This window comes from Streptomyces sp. NPDC056222 (genome assembly GCF_042264065.1).
Taxonomy (GTDB): domain Bacteria; phylum Actinomycetota; class Actinomycetes; order Streptomycetales; family Streptomycetaceae; genus Streptomyces.
Genome location: NZ_JBHJTL010000014.1, coordinates 77,298 through 97,516, shown reverse-complemented (window position 1 = coordinate 97,516; position 20,219 = coordinate 77,298). Strand labels below are relative to the sequence as shown.

Here is a 20,219-nt window from a genome sequence, read left to right as displayed (position 1 = left end):
CCATGCCTGTGTCCGTCCCCGTCGGCGCTTCCCCCGGCGGCCCCTCCGTCTCCGGCACTCCCGCTGTCGGGCGACGCGCCGTCCTCGCCGGAGCCGCGGCCGTCGCGGCCGTCACCGCCCTCCCGCTCGCGCAGGGGACGGCAGGCGCCGACACCCCGGCGAACACCAGGCCCTACCGCTGGCGCACCGCCGTCATCGGCGGCACCGGCTTCGTCACGGGCATCCTCTTCCACCCTTCCGTACGCGGGCTCGCGTACGCCCGCACCGACATCGGCGGCGCCTATCGCCGGGACTCCGGCGCGAACCGCTGGGTCCCCCTCACCGACCATCTCGGCTGGGACGACTGGAACCTCCTGGGAGTGGAGGCGCTCGCCCTCGACGCCGCCCACCCCGACCGCCTCTACCTCGCCGTCGGCACGTACAGCCGGCCTTGGGCCGGGAACGGCGCCATCCTGCGCTCCGAGGACCGCGGCGTCACCTGGACCCGTACCGATCTGACGGTGAAGCTGGGTGCCAACGAGGACGGCCGAGGCACGGGCGAGCGGCTCCTCGTCGACCCCCGCGACAGCGACACCCTCTGGCTCGGCACCCGCCACGACGGCCTGCTGAAGTCCACCGACCGGGGCGCCACCTGGGCCCCCGCACCCGGCTTCCCCGCCCCGCCCTCGGAGAGCGGCCAGGGCGTGACCGTCCTCGTCGCCGCCGGCCGTACCGTCTACGCCGGCTGGGGCGACGGCGGCACCACCCTCCACCGCACCACCGCCGACGGCTGGGAAGCCGTGCCCGGCCTCCCGACCGGACCCTCCGCCAAGGTCCCGGTCCGTGCCGCCTTCGACGTCTGCGCCCACGAGCTGTACATCAGCTACGCCGACGCACCCGGCCCGAACGGCCAGAGCGACGGCTCCGTCCACAAACTGAACACCCTCACGGGCCGCTGGACCGATGTCACCCCCGTCCGTCCCGGCGGCACCACATCCGACGGCTCCGCCGACACGTTCGGCTACGGCGGACTCGCCGTGGACGCCCGCCGCCCCGGCACCGCCGTCGTCGCCACCAACAATCGCTGGGCGGCCGTCGACACCCTCTACCGCACGACCGACGGCGGGCGCACCTGGAAGTCTCTCAAGGACTCCGCCGTCCTCGACGTCTCCGAGACGCCCTTCCTGAAGTGGGGCGGGGACGAGCCCAAGTTCGGCTGGTGGATCCAGGCGCTCGCACTCGACCCGTACGACTCACGGAACCTTCTCTACGGCACGGGCGCCACGATCTACGGAACCCGCGACCTCGTTCACTTCAGCCCGCGCGTCCGAGGCCTGGAGGAGTCCGCCGTACGCCGGCTGATCTCGCCACCGACAGGCAAGGCGCATCTGATCAGCGGACTCGGCGACATCGGCGTCCTCTACCACGACACCCTGACGGCGTCCCCCTCCGGCGGTATGGCCACCCGCCCGGTGTTCGGGTCGGCGACCGGACTCGCGCAGGCCGCCCTCGTGCCCTCGCGGGTCGTCCGCACGGGCTGGGGCGACCACGGCAACGGCGCGTACTCCACCGACGGGGGCCGGACCTGGGCGCCCTTCGCCGCCCAGCCCGCCATCGCCGAGGACGCGCCCGGACCGATCGCCCTGAGCGCCGATGCGACCACCCTCATCTGGTCCTTCGTGCACTGGGACGGCACCCGGCACCCCGGACACCGATCCGACGACAACGGCACGACCTGGACGGAGATCCCGTCCTTCCCGAAGGGCGCCACGCCGGTCGCCGACCCGGCCGACCCAGCACTGTTCTACGCGTACGACACCGAGAGGGGCGCTCTGTACGCCAGCACGGACAGCGGCCGCTCCTTCACGGCCCGCGCGAGTGGGCTGCCTTCGGGTGACACCCAGTTCCAGCTGGTCGCGGCCCCCGGACGGAGCGGCGACCTGTGGCTGAGCGTGAAATGGAACGGGCTGTACAGGTCCACCGACGGCGGCGCGAGCTTCACCAAGGTGACCAGCTGCTGGGCCTCGTACACGCTCGGCTTCGGCAAGGCGGCCGCCGGCGCCGACTACCCGGCGATCTACCAGGTCGGCGCCACGGGACCGACCACCGCGGTCCTCCGCTCCGACGACCTGGCGCGGACGTGGACACGGATCAACGACGACGCGCACCAATGGGGGTGGACCGGCGAGGTCATCACCGGTGACCCCCGCATCCACGGCCGGGTCTACCTGGGAACCAACGGACGCGGCATCCAGTACGGGGAGCCCGTCTGATGCCGACGCTCGACGACGCCACCCGCGGCCGGATCCTCTTCGGCGGCGACTACAACCCCGAACAGTGGCCCGAGGAGACCTGGAAGGACGACGTCCGCCTCATGAAGGAGGCCGGAGTCACCTGCGTCACCCTCGGCGTCTTCTCCTGGTCCAAGATCGAACCCCGGCCGGGTGCCCGTGAGTTCGGCTGGCTCGACCGGCTCATGGACCTCATGCACGACCACGGCATCGGAGTCGTCCTCGCCACCCCCACCTCCTCGCCGCCACCCTGGATGGGACGCCTCCACCCGGAGACGCTGCCGCGCGACGAGAACGGGCGGACGGAGTGGTGGGGCTCGCGCCAGCACTTCTCCCACTCCAGCGCCGTCTATCGCCGCTACGCCGCCGCTCTCACCGAGGACCTCGCCGTCCGCTACGCCATGCACCCCGCACTCACCATGTGGCACATCAACAACGAGTACTGCACCTACGACTGGGGCGACGAGGCCGCCACCACCTTCCGCCGCTGGCTCCAGGACCGATACGGAACCCTCGACGCGCTCAACACCGCCTGGGGCACTGCCTTCTGGAGCCAGGGCTACGACTCCTGGGACGAGATCCTCCCGCCGCGCCGCGCGCACTACATGAAGAACCCCACCCACGTCCTCGACTTCAAGCGCTTCACCTCCGACATGCTCCTGGAGTGCTACCGCGCCGAGCGGGACATCGTGCGCCGCCACACCCCGCACATCCCGGTCACCACCAACTTCATGTCCTTCTGGTCCGGTCAGGACGCCTGGCGGTGGGCCGCGGAGGAGGACCTGGTCTCGATCGACATCTACCCCGATCCGAAGGACCCGCTCGGCGGCCAGTACAACGCGATGATCGGCGACATGACCCGCTCCCAGGCCGGCGGCGGACCATGGATGCTCATGGAACAGGCGGCCGGGCCGGTCAACTGGAGAGGCGTCAACCATCCCAAGCCGTACCGGCTCAACCGGCTCTGGTCCCTCCAGGCCGTCGCCCACGGCGCCGATGCCGTCTGCTACTTCCAGTGGCGCCAGTCCCGCCAGGGAGCGGAGAAGTTCCACTCCGGCATGGTCGGCCACGCGGGGGAGCGGGGCCGCACCTTCCGCGAGATCAAGGAGATCGGCGCCGAACTCGCCCTCCTGGGACCGCGGATGACCGGAACCCGCGCCCACGCCGACGTGGCGATCCTGCACGACTGGCACTCCTGGTGGGCCGGAGAGCAGGAGGGCAGGCCCTCCTCCCTGCTCCAGTACCCCGAGATCGTCCGTGCCTGGCACCGCGCCTTGTGGGAGAGCCACCTCACGGCCGCCTTCGCCCACCCGGCCGCCGACCTCACCCCGTACCCGCTCGTCGTCGTCCCCCACCTCTACCTCCTCGACGACGAGTCGATCGACAACCTCCTGGCCTACGTGCGCGAGGGCGGCACTCTGGTCTGCGGCTTCCTCACCGGCGTCGCCGACGAGGACGACCGGGTACGCCCCGGCGGCATGGACGCCCGGCTCCGCGAGCTCTTCGGCATCGACCTCGTCCACGAATGGTGGCCGCTGGACGCGGGCGAGCGCACCGACTGCGGGGAGTTCCACGGAACCCTTTGGTCCGAGGAGATCCAGGCCGCCCCCGGCGCGCACACCGTCGCCGGCTACCGCGGCGGCGAGCTCGACGGACTGCCCGCCGTGCTCCGTAACGGCCGCGCCTGGTACGTCTCGACGCTTCCCGAGCCCGCGGCGCTGCGGGACCTGATCGGCGAGGCCGCCCGCGACGCGGGCGTCCGCCCCGTCCTCGACGACCTCCCGGCCGGCGTCGAAGCGGTACGCAGAGGACCGTTCCTCTTCGTCCTCAACCACGGTCGGGACCACACCGTCGTCACCGTCCCCGGCCGCCACCACGACCTGCTCACCGGCGCGACCGTCGAGGGCTCGCTGCGGCTCGGCCGGTACGGAGCGGCCGTGCTCCAGGAGGCGACGTGATCCACGGGACATGGGAGGGGCACCCGGCCGCTCGCTGGGAGGACGCCTTCCTGGCCGGCAACGGCAGGCACGGGGCCATGGTCCTCGGCGATCCCGACGACGACCGCGTGATCGTCACCCATCACACGCTCGTACGCCCACTCCACCCGGACGAGGACATCCGCCCGCCGCTCCTTGCCACCGAACTCACCGTTCTCCAGGCCCGGTTGCTCGCCGGTGACACCACCGCTGCCGAACGGTTCACCGACGGACGCCCGCTGCGCCGGGTACGCCCGTTCCATCCGGCTTTCCAGACCCGCCTCGCCCGCGCGACCTCCGAGACGCACGGGCGCTACCGGCGATCCGTCGACTTCGCCACCGGGGTCGCGACGGCGACCCGGGGCAAGGCCCGCAGCGAGGTCTTCGTCTCCCGCGCCGACGATGTCGTCGTCCAGTACGTCACCGAGCCCGGACGGCGGACCGAACTCTTCCTGGACCACAGGCTCCCCGGCGCACCCCACGATCTCGCCGTGGGCCGGAGCGCGGTCCTCACCCCGGGCGGCGTCCTCCTCACCCTGCGCGCCCGCTACCCGGGCAGCACCCTCGGGTACACCGGCGTCACCCTCGCCGTCGCCACCGGCGGCCGGGCCTCCCTCTCCCCGTCGGGCGCCCACTTCGACGACGCGCGGCGGCTCCTGATCCTGACCCGGGTACGCCGCCACGAAGGCGAACCGGACACGGCACCCGAGGCGGAAGCGCTGCGCGCACTGCTGGTCGGGGGCCCCGAGGAGCCGACCTCGCCGCACTACCTCGACGCGGTCCACACGCGTCTGCTCGCCCGCCACACCGAACAACACCGCGCAGCTTACGAGCGCGTGACGCTCGACCTCGACGCGGACCCGGCCGAGCGCGCCCTGTCCGGCTCCGCTCTGCTGCGCCTGATGGGCAGCCCCGCCCTCCTGGAGCGGCTCTTCGCCGCCGGCCGCTACCACCTCCTGTCCTCCTCCGGCATGCTGCCGCCCCGCCTCACCGGTCTGTGGACCGGCGACTGGGACACCGCCTGGTCCGGCGCCTTCACCCACGACGCCAACCTCAATCTGCAGACGGCCTCTGCCGCCGCGGCCGACCTTCCTGAGGTGACGGCGGCCCATGCGCGTCTGATCCAGGGTCAGTTGGCCGACTGGCGGGACAACGCCAGGGCCGTATTCGGCGCCCGGGGCATCGTGGCGCCCGCCCATACCGACGGCGTCTCGGGGCACTCGTACCACTTCAGCCGCGAGTACCCCCTCCACCTGTGGACCGCGGGCGCCGACTGGCTCCTGAAGCCACTCGTCGACCACGACCAGACGCACGGATCACGTGATCCCGAGACCGCCGCCGCTCTCGCCGAACTGGCCGCGTTCTACGAGGACTTCCTCACCCGTACGGGACCCGACGGTCGGCTCGTCGTCGTCCCCTCCTACTCACCGGAGAACCGGCCCGTCGGCGGGGGCTGGGGCGCGATCAACGCGACCATGGACCTCACCGCGGCGCGCCACGCCCTGCTGACTGCGGCCGACCACGGTACCGATGCCGACGCCGACCGGTGGCGCGCCCTCGCCGACCGGCTGCCCCCGTACCGGATCAACGCCGACGGGGCGCTCGCCGAATGGGCCTGGCCCGGTCTCGACGACCGCTACGACCACCGCCACCTCAGCCATCTGTACGCCGTGTGGCCGCACGAGGAGATCAATCCGTACGACACCCCCGACCTGGCGCGGGCCGCCCTTCGGGCGCTCGAACTGCGGGGCAGCGAGAACGAATCCGCTCACGGACACCTGCACCAGGGTCTGATCGCCGCCCGGCTGCGGGACGCCGACCGCGCGGCAGAGGCGCTCCGACGGGTCCTGACGGGCGACTACTTCCACGACTCCCTCATGAGCGCGCACTATCCGGACCGCGACGTCTACAACGCCGACGCCGCCCACACGCTGCCCGCGCTGCTGATCGAGATGCTCGTGCAGTCGACTCCCGGCCGCCTCGTGCTGTTGCCGGCGCCACCCGCCGCGTACCCCTCGGGCCGGCTGCTCGGCATCCGCACCAGGTTCGGCGCCACCGTCGACCTCACCTGGAGCCCGGACACGTACTCCGCCGTCGTCCGCCCCACCCGTACCGGACGGATCGACCTCAGGACTCCCGCCGGGGCGCGCCCACTCGACCTGCGCGCCGGCGAGAGCCGCGTCCTCACGCCGTGAGGCGCGGCCGACCCCCACCCTGGAAGGACCGACCATGGCACGACGTACGACCCTCGGCAGCCTGCGGACCGCTCTGCTCGCCCCTGTCCTCGCCTTCGGCGCGACGCTCGGCCTGGCGGCCGCACCCGCCGAGGCCGCCGTCTGGAACACCTGTGACCAGTGGGGCAACACCACGCTGGGTGGCTACACGCTCTACAACAACATCTGGGGCTCGGGCGCCGGCGCCCAGTGCACATGGGCCAACTCCGGTACGAACTGGGGCGTCTGGGCGAACCACCCGAACACCGGCGGCATCAAGTCGTATCCCAACGCCAAGAAGGTGGTGAACCGTCGCATCAGCGCCTTCACCACGCTGACCAGCAACTACGACGTGACGGTGCCCGCCGTGGGCGCGTACAACAGCTCGTACGACATCTGGGACACCGACTACGACTACGAGATCATGCTCTGGGTCAACGCCAACGGCGCCGTCGGCGCGCTCGGCGACCACCAGGGCGACGTCACTCTGGGCGGCCACAGCTGGGGCGTGTACAAGGGGAAGGTGCCCCACGCCGACGGCACGTCCCACGACGTGTTCTCGTTCCTGCGGACGTCGGACTCCACGGCGGGGACGGTGAACATCCTGCCGATCCTCAAGTGGATCAAGGACACCAAGAAGTGGATGGGGGACGAGACGATCGGCGACGTGCAGTTCGGCTTCGAGATCACCTCGTCCTCCGGCGGCCTCGACTTCCGGGCGAACAACCTGACCGTCAGCGCCGGCTGAGCCGCCGCGCCGACGCCGACTCCTTCGTCCGCTGGTTCGCCGGCGCTGGGCCCGAGCTGTCCCGCACGGTCAGCTCGGGCGCGAGGAGCGCCACATCGTCCTCGCCGCCCTCGGTACCACCACCCAGCTTGGCCACGAGCCGCTCCACCGCCTGCCGCCCCAGTTCCTGCGCGGGGATGGCGACCGAGGTGAGACGTACGGAGGCCTGCGCCGCCACCTGCTCGGGGCAGACCGCGACGACGGAGACGTCCTCCGGCACGGCCCGTCCGTCGCGGCGCAGCAGAGCGAGGAGGGGTTCCACCGCGGCCTCGTTCTGCACGACGAGCGCCGTGGTGTCCGGCCGTTCGTCGAAGACGCGGCCGAGGGTGGCGAGGACCGCCTCGTAACTGCCCTCGCAGGGGCGGTGGAGAACGCGCAGACCGAGCTGGTCCGCGCGGCCCCGCAGACCGCTGAGGGTCCGCTCCGCGAAGCCGGTGTGCCGTTCGTAGACGCCGGGAGCCTCGCCGATGACGGCGATCTCGCGGTGGCCGAGGCCTGCGAGGTGCTCGGCGCACAGGGCACCGCCCGCGGCGAAGTCCAGGTCGACGCAGGTGAGTCCGGTGGGATCGGCCGGGAGGCCGACCAGCACGGAGGGCTGCCCGCAGACACGGAGCAGGGGGAGGCGCTCGTCCTCGAGCTCTACGTCCATCAGGATCAGCGCCTCGGCGAGACCGCTGCCCGTGACGCGCCGTACGGCCGCGACCCCTTCCTCGCCGGTCAGGAGCAGCACGTCGTATCCATGGGCGCGGGCGGTCGTGGCGACGGAGATGGCGATCTCCATCATCACGGGGACGTACATGTCGGTCCGCAACGGCACCATCAGGGCGATGATGCGCGACCGACTGCTGGCGAGGGCGCGGGCGCCGGCGTGCGGGTGGTAGCCGAGACGCTCGATGCTGTCGAGGACGCGGCGCCGGGTGCCCGCCGAGATCGAGCGCTTACCTGAGAGGACGTAGCTCACCGTGCTGGCCGACACCCCGGCGTGCCGGGCGACCTGGGCGAGGGTGACCATCCGTTCTCCCGTCCATGGTGAAGCGCTTCGAGAATCTCTCCGCCGACATTCGTCGATGTGATCAGCGTCGACGGTATCTCCGGCAGCCAGAGGGTGTCCAGAGCGGGAGGCGGTGCATCGAAGCGCTTCGACTCTTGCTTTGTGGACGCAGGGGGCGACTTCGCCGGGACGGCTTCGCTGATGCGGACCGGCGAAAGGGAGTCGTTGACGGGGGCGGCGGCGGTCGGCCGCCCGGCGGAGCGGCCGACCATCGATGCCGGGGTCGCGGATCGCGCCCGCTACCCGGCGTAGGTCTCGAACTCGGCGATCTTCGGTGTGCCGGTCGAGCCGGTGATCTCGAAGGTGACCTTGCTCAGTGAGGTCCGCGGGAAGGTGCTGGCGCCCGCCCCGCTGCCGGAGGCGAGGACGGTGCCGGTGTCGGCGTTGACGACCCGCCAGGAGCCGATGGCGCCCACGGAGCCCGACGCCTCCCGGACGGTGATCGCCGATACGGAGACGGCGGATCCCCACTTGATCGAGATCGCGCCGGTCGAGCCGGCCGGCGACCAGTACGTGCTCATGTCACCGTCGCGGACGTTTCCGTAACTCGTCCCGCTCGCCTTGCTGGAACCGTCGGAGCCGGCGCCGATGCTGAGATTGGTGCCGGAGGGCTGAGTGGGCGTCGTCGTCGGGGTGGGGGCGGTCGGGGTTGCTGTCGGGCTGGTCGTCGTGGTGCCGGTCGGTGTCGGCGTCTGCGGTGTGCAGGAGCCGTCCGACACCCGCAGACCCTTGCCGGCGCCGGCGGTCTGACTCACGACGGCCGGCACGCAGGAGGCTGCGTCGAGGGGGTACGCGTACGGGATGGAGACAGTGGTGTTGGACTGCGGGTTCGGCCCGGCCGGGTTGTTCTCGCTGCCGGGGCTGGACCAGGTCACGTTGTCGAAGACGTTTCCGCTGACCTGCCAGAACCCTGCCGCGTCGGTGTAGAAGGTGCCCAGGACGTCCTTGGAGTCCTCGAAGTAGTTGTTGTCGACCTTGGCGCGGGCGCCGGCGCGGGAGTTGATGCCGGACTCGTTGAGGCTCACGTAGTGGTTGTTGTACATGTGGGCCGTGCCGCCCCGCAGCAGAGGCGCGCGGGAGTCGATGTTCTCGTACAGGTTGTGGTGGTACGTGATGAAGCTGTTCGAGAGGTCGCTCTCACTGGACCCGACGAGGCCGCCGCGACCGGAGTTGCGCAGGGTGCTGTAGGACAGGGTCACATACTGGGTGTTGTCCTTCATGTCGAAGAGTCCGTCGAAACCCTCCGACTCCCCGCCCGAGGCCTCCAGGGTGACGTGATCGACCCAGACGTTGCGGACGCCGCTCTCCATGCCGATGGCGTCACCACCGTTGGACGTCGGAGAGCCGGACTTCTTGACGTTCCTGACGGTCACGTTCTGGATGACGATGTTGCTGGACTCGCGTATGTGGATGCCCAGTTGGTCGAAGAGAGCGCCAGCTCCGACCCCGACGACGGTGACGTTGCTGATCTGCTTGAGCTCGATCACGCCGTCGGCGGTGTTGCAACTGCCGCCCGAGACCTTGCTGGTGTTGCCGTGGTTGATGGTCCCCTCGACCTCGATGGTGATCGGGGTACTGCTGCTGGCCCGGCCGCACAGGGCGGCGTGGATCGCGGTCCCCGTGGTGGCCCGCACCGTCTGCCCGCCGGCGCCACCCGTGGTCCCGCCGTTCTGTGTCGCGTACCCGGTGGCGCCACCGGTGGCCGCCGAGGCCTCGGGCATCAACAGAACCGCCCCGGTCCCGGCCGCGACGGCCATCGTGGCCATCGCCGCGGACAGTCGCCGCGCGACTGTTCGTCTCATCCTGGTCTCCCTGCGTCGTCGAGCGCCGGCTGTCGGCGCTCCGACCCGTAGTCGCCACGACAGCCACGGAGGTTGCCGCCCTCCTCGCTGATCCCGCGGCGGCCGGCAGGGGCGAGTGGTGGACCACCGCCTTCTGCGAAGGGTGTTCTCTTGACGTGCCAAGTCGCCCGACCTACCGTCCCGTTCGAAGTCGCGACTGTTGGTCGAAGTTTCGAACAGCGGGATGTGGACGTCCGCCCCGCTCGAAGGGAACCGCATGTCCCGTACCGCCGCCCGACTCACCCTCGATCCGGCCTTCACCGTGGGCCCCGTCGATCCCCGGCTCTTCGGCTCGTTCGTCGAGCACCTCGGTCGCTGCGTCCACACCGGCATCCACGAGCCCGGTCACCCTGCCGCCGACGCCGACGGAATACGCACCGACGTCCTCGACCTCGTCCGCGAACTGGGTGTCACCGTCATCCGCTACCCCGGCGGCAACTTCGTCTCCGGCTACCGGTGGGAGGACGGCGTCGGCCCCCTCGACGAGCGGCCCCGCCGCCTCGACCTCGCCTGGCGCTCCACCGAGAGCAACCGCTTCGGTCTCGGCGAGTTCATCGCCTTCGTGCGGAAGGCGGGCCCGCGGGTCGAGCCCATGATGGCCGTCAACCTCGGCACACGCGGTGTCGCCGAGGCCCTGGACCTCGTCGAGTACGCCAACCACCCGTCCGGCACCGAGCTCTCCGAGCGGCGCATCGCCCACGGCGACAAGGACCCCTTCGGCATCCGGCTGTGGTGCCTGGGCAACGAGATGGACGGGACGTGGCAGACCGGCCACAAGACCGCCGAGGAGTACGGCCGCCTTGCCGCGGAGACCGCCCGCGCCCTCCGCCGGATCGACCCCGGACTCGAACTGGTCGCGTGCGGCAGCTCGCATCGCGGCATGGAGACGTTCGCCGCCTGGGAGGCCACCGTCCTCGCGGAGACCTACGACGCGGTCGACCACATCTCCCTGCACGCCTACTACGAGGAGGTCGACGGCGACCGCGACTCCTTCCTCGCCTCTGCCGTCGACATGGAGGCCTTCATCGAAGCCGTCGTCGCCACCTGCGACCACGTCGGCGCCCGGCTCAAGTCGACCAAGAAGATCAACCTCTCCTTCGACGAGTGGAACGTCTGGTATCAACGCCGACCCGATTCGCACCCCGTGGAGGAGTGGCAGGAGGCGCCGCGCATCCTGGAAGACGTCTACACGGTCACCGACGCCGTCGTCCTCGGCTCGCTCCTCATCGCTCTGCTGCGCCACGCCGACCGGGTGTCCGTGGCCTGTCTCGCCCAACTCGTCAACGTGATCGCGCCGATCATGACCGAGCCCGGCGGGGCGGCCTGGCGACAGACCACCTTCCACCCCTTCGCCCAGGCGTCCCGGTACGGCCGCGGCACGGTTCTCGACGTCCGGGTGGACTCGCCGACGTACGGGACCGCGCGCTTCGGCGCCGTACCTCTGCTGCACGCCACCGCCGTACGGAACGACGCCGGGGGAGTGACCCTCTTCGCGGTCAACCGCGACCGGAACCAGCCCCTCCCGCTCGACGTGACCCTGCACGGCCTGGAGCTGAACCGTGTCGTGGAGCACTCGGCGCTCGCCGACGCCGACCCCGAGGCGCGCAACACCGTCGACGAGCCCGAGCGGGTCCGTCCGCATCGCGTGGACGGCTCCGCGCTCACGGACGGGAGGCTGCACGCCGTCCTGGAGCCGATGTCCTGGAACGTGATCCGGCTGGCCTGACTCACCGGAGAAGATGCTAAATGAATCCTTTCAGTTCAGTGGAACCTGCCGTACCGAGTGCGTCTTTCCAGGTTGCAGCGTCCCGCTGAACCCAGGTGCAACTGACTACTTCAAGCGATCCTGTTCAAAACATTGACGAGCGCTGCGGCCGTCCTTACGTTGTCCCGGCAAGCGCTTTCCTAAAACGTTTCAATCGTGCGTGGAGGACGAAAAGTGCGTACTCAAGGGACGGTCGACCGACGCGGACTGCTCAAGGTGGCGGGCGGCTCCCTGGCCGCTCTCGGCCTGACCGCGGCGGGGTGTGGCAACGGCACTGGCTCGGGCGACGGGACCGTCACCATCCGGTACGCCTGGTGGGGGTCCGACGACCGCGCCAAGCGGATCAACCAGACGATCGCGCTCTTCGAGAAGAAGTACCCGAAGATCAAGGTCAAGACGGACTTCCAGCCGTACACCGACTTCTGGAAGAAGTTCAACACCCAGGCCTCGGGCGGCAACCCGCCGGACGTCTTCCAGAACGCGATCGCCTTCCTGCGCAAGTACGACGCCAAGAACGTCCTGCTCGACCTCAACCAGCAGGTCAAGGCCGGCAACCTCCGCACCGAGGGCTTCCGGGCCGGTCTGGAGAAGTTCGGCGAGGTCGACGGCAAGCTGCTCGGCGTCCCCGTGGGCAGCAACTCGATGGCCCTCGTCATCGACAAGCACGTCTACACCCGGGCGGGCGTCACACCCCGACAGGGCTGGACCTGGGCCGACTTCGACGCGGCGATGAAGAGGATCCGCGACAGCGGCGGCCGGGCGGGCGACAGCGGCATGTACGGCGTGATGTACCTCTACGACGTGTACCTGCGCCAGCAGGGCAAGGCCTTCTTCACCGAGAAGGGCCTGGGCTTCACCGAGGCCGACCTGACCGACTGGTGGACCAAGGCGGAGCGGGACAGCAAGTCCGGCGTCGTCGCGAACACCAAGAAGGTCGTCCAGGCCAAACCCAAGTCCGCGGTCACCGCCGACCTCGCCGCCGGCGAGTTCACCTGGGACAACTTCACCAACCGCTACACCGCCGAGGGCAAGAGCGAGTACGGCCTCGCGCCGATTCCCACCACCGACGGCAGGAAGACCGGTCAGTACCTCGGCTCCCTGATGCTCAGCGGCTCCAAGCGCACCAAGCACCCCAAGGAAGTCGCCCAGTTCATCGACTTCATGGTCCACGACCCCGAGGTCGCCAGGATCATGGGTTACGACCGTGGGGTCCCCGCGACCGTCGCGCAGTACGAGGCGTTCCGGCCCACCGACCCGGTCGCCAAGGAGATCGCCGCATACGAGCAGTCCCTGGTCGACGCCGGCGTCCTCGAGCCGATCACCCCGCACCCGGCCGGCGCCGATGTCTGCGAGTCGGCCTTCCTCCGCCTCGCGGAGGAACTGGGCCTTGGCACGCGGTCGGTGGACGAGGCGGTCACGCAGTTCTTCACCGAGTCGAAGACGGCTCTCGGCAGCTGATGGGATCGACCGTGACCCACGCCCCCGCCGAGGGAGTCGGTGACCCCGCCACCCAGGGCTCCGGTCCGCTCCACGCACCGGACCCCGCACCGGACCCCGCTCCGCACCTCGCCGCCGCCCGAAAGCGGAGGGACCGCAGGGAGAACCTGGCCGGCTATCTCTTCATGTCCCCGTGGATAGCAGGGTTCCTGCTGCTGACGGCGGGCCCCATGGTCGCCTCGCTGTACTTCGCTTTCACCGACTACAACCTCTTCGACTCCCCGAGGTGGATCGGCTTCGCGAACTTCACGGAGATGTTCGGCGACCCGCGCTGGCGCCACTCCGTCTCCGTGACCCTGTGGTACGTCGCCATCGGGACGCCGCTCAAGCTGCTGCTCGCTCTCGGGGTGGCGCTGCTGCTCGCCCAGAGCCGACGCGGACAGGGTTTCTATCGCGCCGCGTTCTACGCTCCCTCGCTGATCGGAGCGAGTGTGTCCGTGGCCATCGTCTGGAAGGCGATCTTCTCCGACGGAGCGGTCGTGGACCGGGCACAGAGCACACTGTTCGGCGTGGACGTCGGAGGCTGGATCGGCGACCCCGCATGGATTCTGTACGCCCTGGTGGCGCTGACCGTCTGGCAGTTCGGCGCACCCATGGTGATCTTCCTGGCCGGCCTCAAGCAGGTTCCGCGCGAGCTGTACGAGGCGGCGGAGGTGGACGGCGCCGGACCCTGGCGCCGGTTCTGGAACATCACGCTGCCGATGATTTCGCCGGTGCTGTTCTTCAACGTCCTGTTGGAGACCGTCCACTCGTTCCAGATCTTCGCCTCGGCCTACATCGTCGGCGGAGGAGCGGGCGGCAACGCCTGCGGTCCGGCGGACGGCTCGCTCGTCTACACCTGTTACCTCTACGTCCAGGGCTTCGAGAACAGCCGGATGGGCCTCGCCTCGGCCATGGCGTGGATGCTGCTCCTCGCCGTCGCGGCCGTCACGGCGGTGCTGTTCTGGTCCCAGAAGCGCTGGGTGCACTACGAGGAGGCGGCTCGATGAGCATGTCCCGTACGGTCCGACCCGCACGCACGCCGTCGGCCTCGACCGGTTTCCGGCGCCGGGGCGCGGGCTCGCTCGCCTGGCACGTGGGTTCGCTCGCGGTCCTCGCGGTGGTGCTCTATCCCGTGGTGTGGGTGCTCGGCGCCTCGTTCAAGGAGGGCGACGAGATCGTCGGCAGCCTGGAGCTGTTTCCCACCGATCCCGTGGTGAGGAACTACACCCGCCTGACCGAGGGCATCGCCGACATCCCGATCTCCACCTTCTTCCTCAACTCCACTGTCCTCGCGGTCGGATCAGTGGTCGGGGTGCTGCTGTCCTCGTCACTGACGGCGTACGCCTTCGCGCGCATCAGGTTCGCGGGACGCAATCTGATGTTCGCGCTGATGATCGGCACCCTGCTGCTGCCGTACCACGTGCTTCTGATCCCGCAGTACGTGCTGTTCCAGAAGATGAACGTCATCGACACCTATACGCCGCTGCTCCTGGGCAAGTACCTGGCCGTCGACGCCTTCTTCGTCTTCCTGATGGTCCAGTTCATGCGCAACCTGCCCAAGGAGCTGGACGAGGCGGCCCGGTTGGACGGCTGCGGCCACCTGCGGATCTACTGGTCGATCGTGCTGCCGCTGTGCCGGCCTGCGCTGATCACCAGCGCGATCTTCACGTTCATCAACACCTGGAACGACTTCATGGGCCCACTGATCTACGTCAACACGCCTGAGAAGTACACCGTGGCCCTGGGGTTGAAGATGTTCGTCGACCAGGAGGGAGTGGCCGACTACGGAGGCATGATAGCGATGTCGCTGGTGGCGCTGCTGCCGGTGCTGCTCTTCTTCCTCGCCTTCCAGCGGTATCTGATCGACGGTATGGCCACGTCCGGGCTCAAGGGCTGAGGAGGCGGGATGAGAGCGCGTGTCCTCGCGCGGTTCGGGGTCTTCGCCGAATGCCTGCTCGTCGGGGTGTGGATCGCCCTCGCCTCCCTGCCACTGGTCACCCTGCCCGCGGCGCTGGCGGCCGGGGCGGCGCATCTGCGTCGCTGGACCGGCGAAGTCGAGGGCGGGTGGCGGGAGTTCGTCGCGGATCTCCGCTCCGCGGTGCGCCGGGGCTGGCTCGTGGGGCTCGCGGTCTGGGCGGCCCTCGCCCTGCTGGGAGCCGACCTCGCGATCGTACGGGCGGGGCTGCCGGGTGGTCGGTTCGTGGGCGCGGTCGGGGTCCTGGCGATGCTCGCGCTGATCGTGACCGTGCTGCGGGCGTGCACGGCCTGGCGCCCGAACGCCTCGTGGCGTGCCCTGCTGGGCGCCGCCGCCCGCCGCACGCTCGGCGACCCCGCGGGCTCGCTGCTCGTCGTCTGCGGTCTCGGCGTGATCGCCGCGTCCGCCTGGTTCGCGGCGCCACTCGCGGCGCCTGCGCTGGGGGTGGTGGTGGCGGCGACGCTCGCGGCGGAACACCGCGCGCGGCTTTCCTGAACAGGGCGGTGCCCACCCTCAACCCCCGCCCCGCCTGGTTGTGGGCAGGCGTTCCGCGGGGCGGAACGGGTGGGCACAACCCACGACGGCGCCGCACCTTTGCGCACCGTACGGACCGGGAGCCTGGGCCCGGCAAGGGCACCGTTCCGTTGTGCCCACCCTCCCCCAGACTCCGTCCGGGGGGACCCCCAGCCCCAGCGGAACGAATGCCCACAACGGGCGTGGTGGGGCAGCGGTCAGGGTGGGCGTCGTCCCAGCGGAACGAATGCCCACAACGGGGGGAGCGAGCGAGAGCCGCGGGTGGGCCCGCCCCGGCGGAACAGTTGCCCACAACGGGGGTGGGTGGCGCCAGCCGTCAGGGTGGGCGTTGCCCGGCGGAACGAGACAGGTGGGTCGCTCCGGGGGTGCCCCCCCCACGTGCGGCGCCGCCCCCTCCGCGCCCCCCTCCACCGGAACGAAGGCCGCCCCCATCCCGCACCTCCATGTCATGGCCATGAAAGGAACCCCCTATGCCCCCCATCCCCCGCCGCTCCCTCCTCAAAGCCGCCACCCTCGCCGGTGCCGCCGCGCAGTTCAGTTGGGCCCTCGGCCGCGGCGACGCCCGGGCCGCCACACCCGCCGCCCCCGCCGCAGACCGGCCCGCGACCGTCACCTGGCTCGAGGCCGGTGGCCTCGGGGCCGCGCCCGGGTCCACGTTCGGGGTGCCGTGGCCCAAGGGCGCCCACCCCGAGGGGCAGGACTTCGCGCTCACCACCGCCGACGGCAGGAACGTCCCCGTACAGACCTGGACCACCGCCCGCTGGCCCGACGGCTCTCTCAAGTGGACCGCGCACGCGGTCGGCCCCGAGGCCGCAGGGGCGGACGAGTTCACCCTCGCGCCCGGAACACCCGCCGCAGGACCGAAGGTCACCGTCACCGAGACCGGCCGCCGGATCACCGTCGACACCGGCACCATCAAGGCCGTCGTCTCCAAGGACGGCGGGAAGCTCGTCGAGTCCGTGACGCGCGGCACCGTCAAGATCGCCACCGACGGCCGGCTCGTCCTGCTCCGCCAGAGCGACATCGACGACGGGGACCACGGCGACGCCACGTGGGAGCGGTTCGACGGCGAGATCGCGGGAGCGACCGTCGAGCAGTCCGGCCCCGTCCGCGCCGTCGTCCGGATCGACGGCAAGCACCGCAAGGCCAGGCGCAGCTGGCTGCCGTTCTCCGTACGCCTCTACTTCTACGCCGGCAGCGAGTCCTTCCGGATGGTGCACACCATCACTTACGACGGGGACCAGAGCAAGGATTTCATCCGCGGCCTCGGCGTCCGCTTCACCGTCCCACTGCGCGATGCCGCCTACGACCGCCACATCCGCATCGCCGGCGAGGGCGAGGGCTTCCTCACCGAGGCCGTCCAAGGCATCACCGGTCTGCGCCGCGACCCCGGCGCCGCCGTCCGTACGGCCCAGGTCAAGGGCGAGAAGCTGCCCGACCCGGCCACCTGGGACCAGCGGGTCACCACCCGGCTGCAGTACATCCCCGCCTGGGGCGACTACACCCTCGCCCAGCTCTCCTCCGACGGCTTCGCCCTGCGCAAGCGCACCAAGTCCGGCCACGGGTGGATCCCGGCAGGCGGCGGCGGAAGGGCGAACGGCTTCGGCTACGTCGGCGGGGTCAGCGGCGGACTCTCCTTCGGGCTCCGCGACTTCTGGCAGAAGCACCCGGCCCAGCTCGACATCCGGGGCGCCGCCGGTGACGCCGCCGAGGTCACCCTCTGGCTCTGGTCGCCCGAGGCCCAGCCCATGGACCTGCGTTTCTACCACGACGGCATGGGCCAGGACACCTTCCCCGAGCAGCTCGAGGGCCTGAACATCACCTACGAGGACTACGAGCCCGGCTTCGGCACCCCGTACGGCATCGCCCGCACCAGCGAGCTGATGTTCTGGGCCAACGCCGCCACCCCCACCGCCGACACCCTCGTCGCCCAGTCCGCCGCCGTCCGCACCCCGCCCCAGCTCGCCGCGAGCCCCGAGGACCTGACCCGCGCCGGGGTCTTCGGCGGATTCTTCGCGCCCGTCGACCGCTCCACCCCCGCCAAGGCGACCATCGAGGACCACCTCGACTACCTCTTCACGTACTACAAGGACCAGACCGAACAGCGCCGCTGGTACGGCTTCTGGGACTACGGCGACATCATGCACACCTACGACGAGGACCGGCACCAGTGGCGGTACGACGTCGGAGGCTACGCCTGGGACAACTCCGAACTCTCGCCCGACCTCTGGCTCTGGTACGCCTATCTGCGTTCCGGCCGCGCGGACGTCTTCCGTTTCGCCGAGGCGATGACCCGCCACACCGGCGAGGTCGACGTCTACCACCTGGGCACCTGGGCCGGCCTCGGCACCCGCCACGGGGTCCAGCACTTCGCCGACAGCGCCAAGCAGCAGCGCATCTCGACGGCCGTCTACCGCCGCCCGTACTACTTCCTCACCGCGGACGAACGCGTCGGTGACCTCATGCACGCCCTGGTCGACTCCGACGAGACCTTCCTTGTCCTCGACCCCATCCGCAAGATCCGCACCGAGCCGTACACCCCCGACCGGCACGCCCTTTCCATCGGCTTCGGGACCGACTGGAGCGGACTCGCCGCCGCCTGGCTCACCGAGTGGGAACGCGGCGGACCCAAGGCCGCCAAGGCCGAGGCCCGGCTGCGCTCCACCATGGAGACCATCGCCGCCCAGCCCAACGGTTTCGTGCAGGGCACGGGACTGTACGACCTCGACACCGGCAGGTTCGCCGTCGCGACCGAGCCCGTCGTCGGCGTGTCCCACCTCTCCGCCATGTTCGGCCTCGTCGAGATGTGCGCCGAGCTCATCGACCTCATCGACATGCCCGCGTTCAGGACGGCCTGGCTCGACTACTGCCGCTACTTCAACGCCACCAAGGCCGAGCAGGCCGCCCGGTACGGCAAGAACTTCGGCACCCTGCTCCTGTTCCAGGGCCACTCACGCCAGGACGCGTACGCCGCCGCCCAGTTGAACGACCCCCAGCTGGCGGCCAGGGCGTGGCAGAAGTTCCACAGCAGCGACGGGTACACGAAGGCCATGGTGTGGGACAAGACCCCGGTCCGGGGCCCGGCCGCGATGGAACCCGGCTACGAGCACCTGTGGATCAGCACCAACACCACCGCGCTGTTCGGACTCGCGGCCATCCAGAACCTCGCCCTCATCGGCGACAGCCTTCCGGCGTAGTAAGGAGAGGCCATGACACGCACCCCCCGGCTCACCGCCGCCGCGACCGTCGTCGCCGCGCTCACCGCCGCCACCCTCGGCGCCGCCCCCGCCCACGCCGACAGCCCCGACGGCAAGGGCCTCGACCACTGCACCACCACGGCACCGATCGTCTGCCACTTCGACATCCCGCCCGGCACGTACCACGTCCAGGTCACCCTCGGCGGGGACACCGCGGGCTCCACGTCCGTCACCGCCGAGACCCGGCGGGCCATGCTCGCCGAGACGGCCACGGACACCGGGGAGAGGGTCCACCGCTCGTTCACCGTCGACGTTCGCGCCTCCGAGGGCGAGCCGACGGGACCCGCGGGCAGCCCCGGCCTCGACCTGACCTTCGGCGGTACGGCACCGCTCCCCGCCGGGGTGGTCGTCACCCCGGCACCCGCCGCCCCACGGATCTTCCTCATCGGGGACTCGACGGTCTGCGACCAGCCGGGTGACCCGTACGCGGGCTGGGGCCAGCGGCTCCCGCAGTACCTCAAACGCGGAGTCGCGGTCGCGAACCACGCCGACTCCGGTGAGAGTACGGTGAGTTATCTCGCCAACCCGGCCCTCTTTCCGGCCGTCCAGCCGCTCGTCCGCCGCGGTGACCCGGTCCTGATCCAGCTCGCCCACAACGACAAGCAGACGGACGCGGCGACCTACCGCGCCAACCTCACCACCCTTGTCGAGGGCGTACGGGAACGGGGCGGTCGGCCCGTCCTCGTGACCCCGATCGTCCGCCGCTGGTTCAACACCGACGGCACCCTGAACAACGGGACCGCCCTGCTCGTCAACGGCCTCGGCGTGGACCACCCCGCCGAGGTCCGCCGTCTGGCGGCCGACCTCGCCACCCCGCTGATCGACCTCACGGCGCTCACCAAGGCGATGGTCGAGGAGCTCGGCCCGGAGGCGTCCAAGGCGCTGTACCTGACGACCGAGAAGAAGGACAACACCCACACCTCGGTGCACGGGGCCACCCAGTACGCCGCCCTCGTCGTCGGTGAACTGAGGGCCCAGAGGATCGTCCCCGAGCGGCTGATCCGCTGAGAGGCGCTCCGCGGCCGACCGGCTGAACCGCCGGCCGGCCGCGGAGTACGGGAACGTGACGGT

General features: G+C 70.6%; 14 protein-coding genes. 12 read left to right on the top strand and 2 right to left on the bottom strand.

Annotated elements, in window-relative coordinates:
• The first annotated feature begins 2 nt into the window (after positions 1–2).
• Genes ACFC0D_RS10015 through ACFC0D_RS10000 form a run of 4 tightly spaced genes read left to right on the top strand, consistent with a single transcriptional unit; the run spans position 3 to position 7,207 of the window.
• A complete protein-coding gene (locus tag ACFC0D_RS10015) occupies positions 3–2,252 on the top strand; it encodes a 1,4-beta-glucanase (RefSeq protein WP_376433085.1) in 2,250 nt (749 codons plus the stop codon).
• Positions 2,252–4,228, top strand: a complete 1,977-nt coding sequence (locus tag ACFC0D_RS10010) for a beta-galactosidase (RefSeq protein ID WP_376433083.1) — start codon at positions 2,252–2,254, stop codon at positions 4,226–4,228. Before ACFC0D_RS10015 ends, ACFC0D_RS10010 begins: the two co-directional genes overlap by 1 nt.
• The gene (locus ACFC0D_RS10005; RefSeq protein WP_376433081.1) at positions 4,225–6,441 is read left to right on the top strand and encodes a glycoside hydrolase N-terminal domain-containing protein; all 2,217 of its coding nucleotides are present in this window, start codon (positions 4,225–4,227) and stop codon (positions 6,439–6,441) included. The genes ACFC0D_RS10010 and ACFC0D_RS10005 overlap by 4 nt, the downstream gene beginning before the upstream one ends.
• 34 nt (positions 6,442–6,475) lie before the next feature.
• Positions 6,476–7,207, top strand: coding sequence for a hypothetical protein (locus tag ACFC0D_RS10000; RefSeq protein ID WP_376433079.1), 732 nt, complete (start codon positions 6,476–6,478; stop codon positions 7,205–7,207).
• Here ACFC0D_RS10000 and ACFC0D_RS09995 read toward each other — a convergent pair.
• Positions 7,194–8,258: a LacI family DNA-binding transcriptional regulator gene (locus tag ACFC0D_RS09995; protein ID WP_376433077.1), complete on the bottom strand. Its 1,065-nt coding sequence runs from the start codon at positions 8,256–8,258 to the stop codon at positions 7,194–7,196. The two genes, ACFC0D_RS10000 and ACFC0D_RS09995, sit on opposite strands and share 14 nt — an antisense overlap.
• A gap of 141 nt (positions 8,259–8,399) precedes the next feature.
• Here ACFC0D_RS09995 and ACFC0D_RS09990 point away from each other — a divergent pair, with 141 nt between their 5' ends.
• A complete protein-coding gene (locus ACFC0D_RS09990; RefSeq protein WP_376433075.1) occupies positions 8,400–8,549 on the top strand; it encodes a hypothetical protein in 150 nt (49 codons plus the stop codon).
• On the opposite strand, the gene ACFC0D_RS09985 is transcribed toward ACFC0D_RS09990, so the two are convergent.
• Entirely contained in the window at positions 8,537–10,099 is a 1,563-nt protein-coding gene (locus tag ACFC0D_RS09985) for a polysaccharide lyase family 1 protein (protein WP_376433073.1), read from the bottom strand. The two genes, ACFC0D_RS09990 and ACFC0D_RS09985, sit on opposite strands and share 13 nt — an antisense overlap.
• Before the next feature lie 256 nt (positions 10,100–10,355).
• Here ACFC0D_RS09985 and ACFC0D_RS09980 point away from each other — a divergent pair, with 256 nt between their 5' ends.
• From ACFC0D_RS09980 to ACFC0D_RS09950, 7 genes are all read left to right on the top strand, one after another.
• On the top strand, positions 10,356–11,864 hold the full coding sequence (locus ACFC0D_RS09980) for an alpha-N-arabinofuranosidase (RefSeq protein WP_376433071.1): 1,509 nt from the start codon (positions 10,356–10,358) through the stop codon (positions 11,862–11,864).
• A gap of 213 nt (positions 11,865–12,077) precedes the next feature.
• Entirely contained in the window at positions 12,078–13,361 is a 1,284-nt protein-coding gene (locus ACFC0D_RS09975; RefSeq protein ID WP_376433069.1) for an ABC transporter substrate-binding protein, read from the top strand.
• Positions 13,361–14,389: a carbohydrate ABC transporter permease gene (locus ACFC0D_RS09970; protein WP_376433067.1), complete on the top strand. Its 1,029-nt coding sequence runs from the start codon at positions 13,361–13,363 to the stop codon at positions 14,387–14,389. The genes ACFC0D_RS09975 and ACFC0D_RS09970 overlap by 1 nt, the downstream gene beginning before the upstream one ends.
• Positions 14,386–15,279: a carbohydrate ABC transporter permease gene (locus ACFC0D_RS09965; protein WP_376433065.1), complete on the top strand. Its 894-nt coding sequence runs from the start codon at positions 14,386–14,388 to the stop codon at positions 15,277–15,279. The genes ACFC0D_RS09970 and ACFC0D_RS09965 overlap by 4 nt, the downstream gene beginning before the upstream one ends.
• Positions 15,280–15,288: 9 nt before the next feature.
• Positions 15,289–15,852 carry a hypothetical protein gene (locus ACFC0D_RS09960; RefSeq protein WP_376433063.1) on the top strand — a complete coding sequence of 188 codons (564 nt, stop codon included), beginning with the start codon at positions 15,289–15,291 and terminating at the stop codon, positions 15,850–15,852.
• Between the two features lie 509 nt (positions 15,853–16,361).
• A complete protein-coding gene (locus tag ACFC0D_RS09955; RefSeq protein WP_376433061.1) occupies positions 16,362–19,088 on the top strand; it encodes a Tat pathway signal sequence domain protein in 2,727 nt (908 codons plus the stop codon).
• A 12-nt stretch (positions 19,089–19,100) separates the two neighbouring features.
• Positions 19,101–20,156: a rhamnogalacturonan acetylesterase gene (locus tag ACFC0D_RS09950; protein ID WP_376433059.1), complete on the top strand. Its 1,056-nt coding sequence runs from the start codon at positions 19,101–19,103 to the stop codon at positions 20,154–20,156.
• The last annotated feature ends 63 nt before the right edge of the window (positions 20,157–20,219 follow it).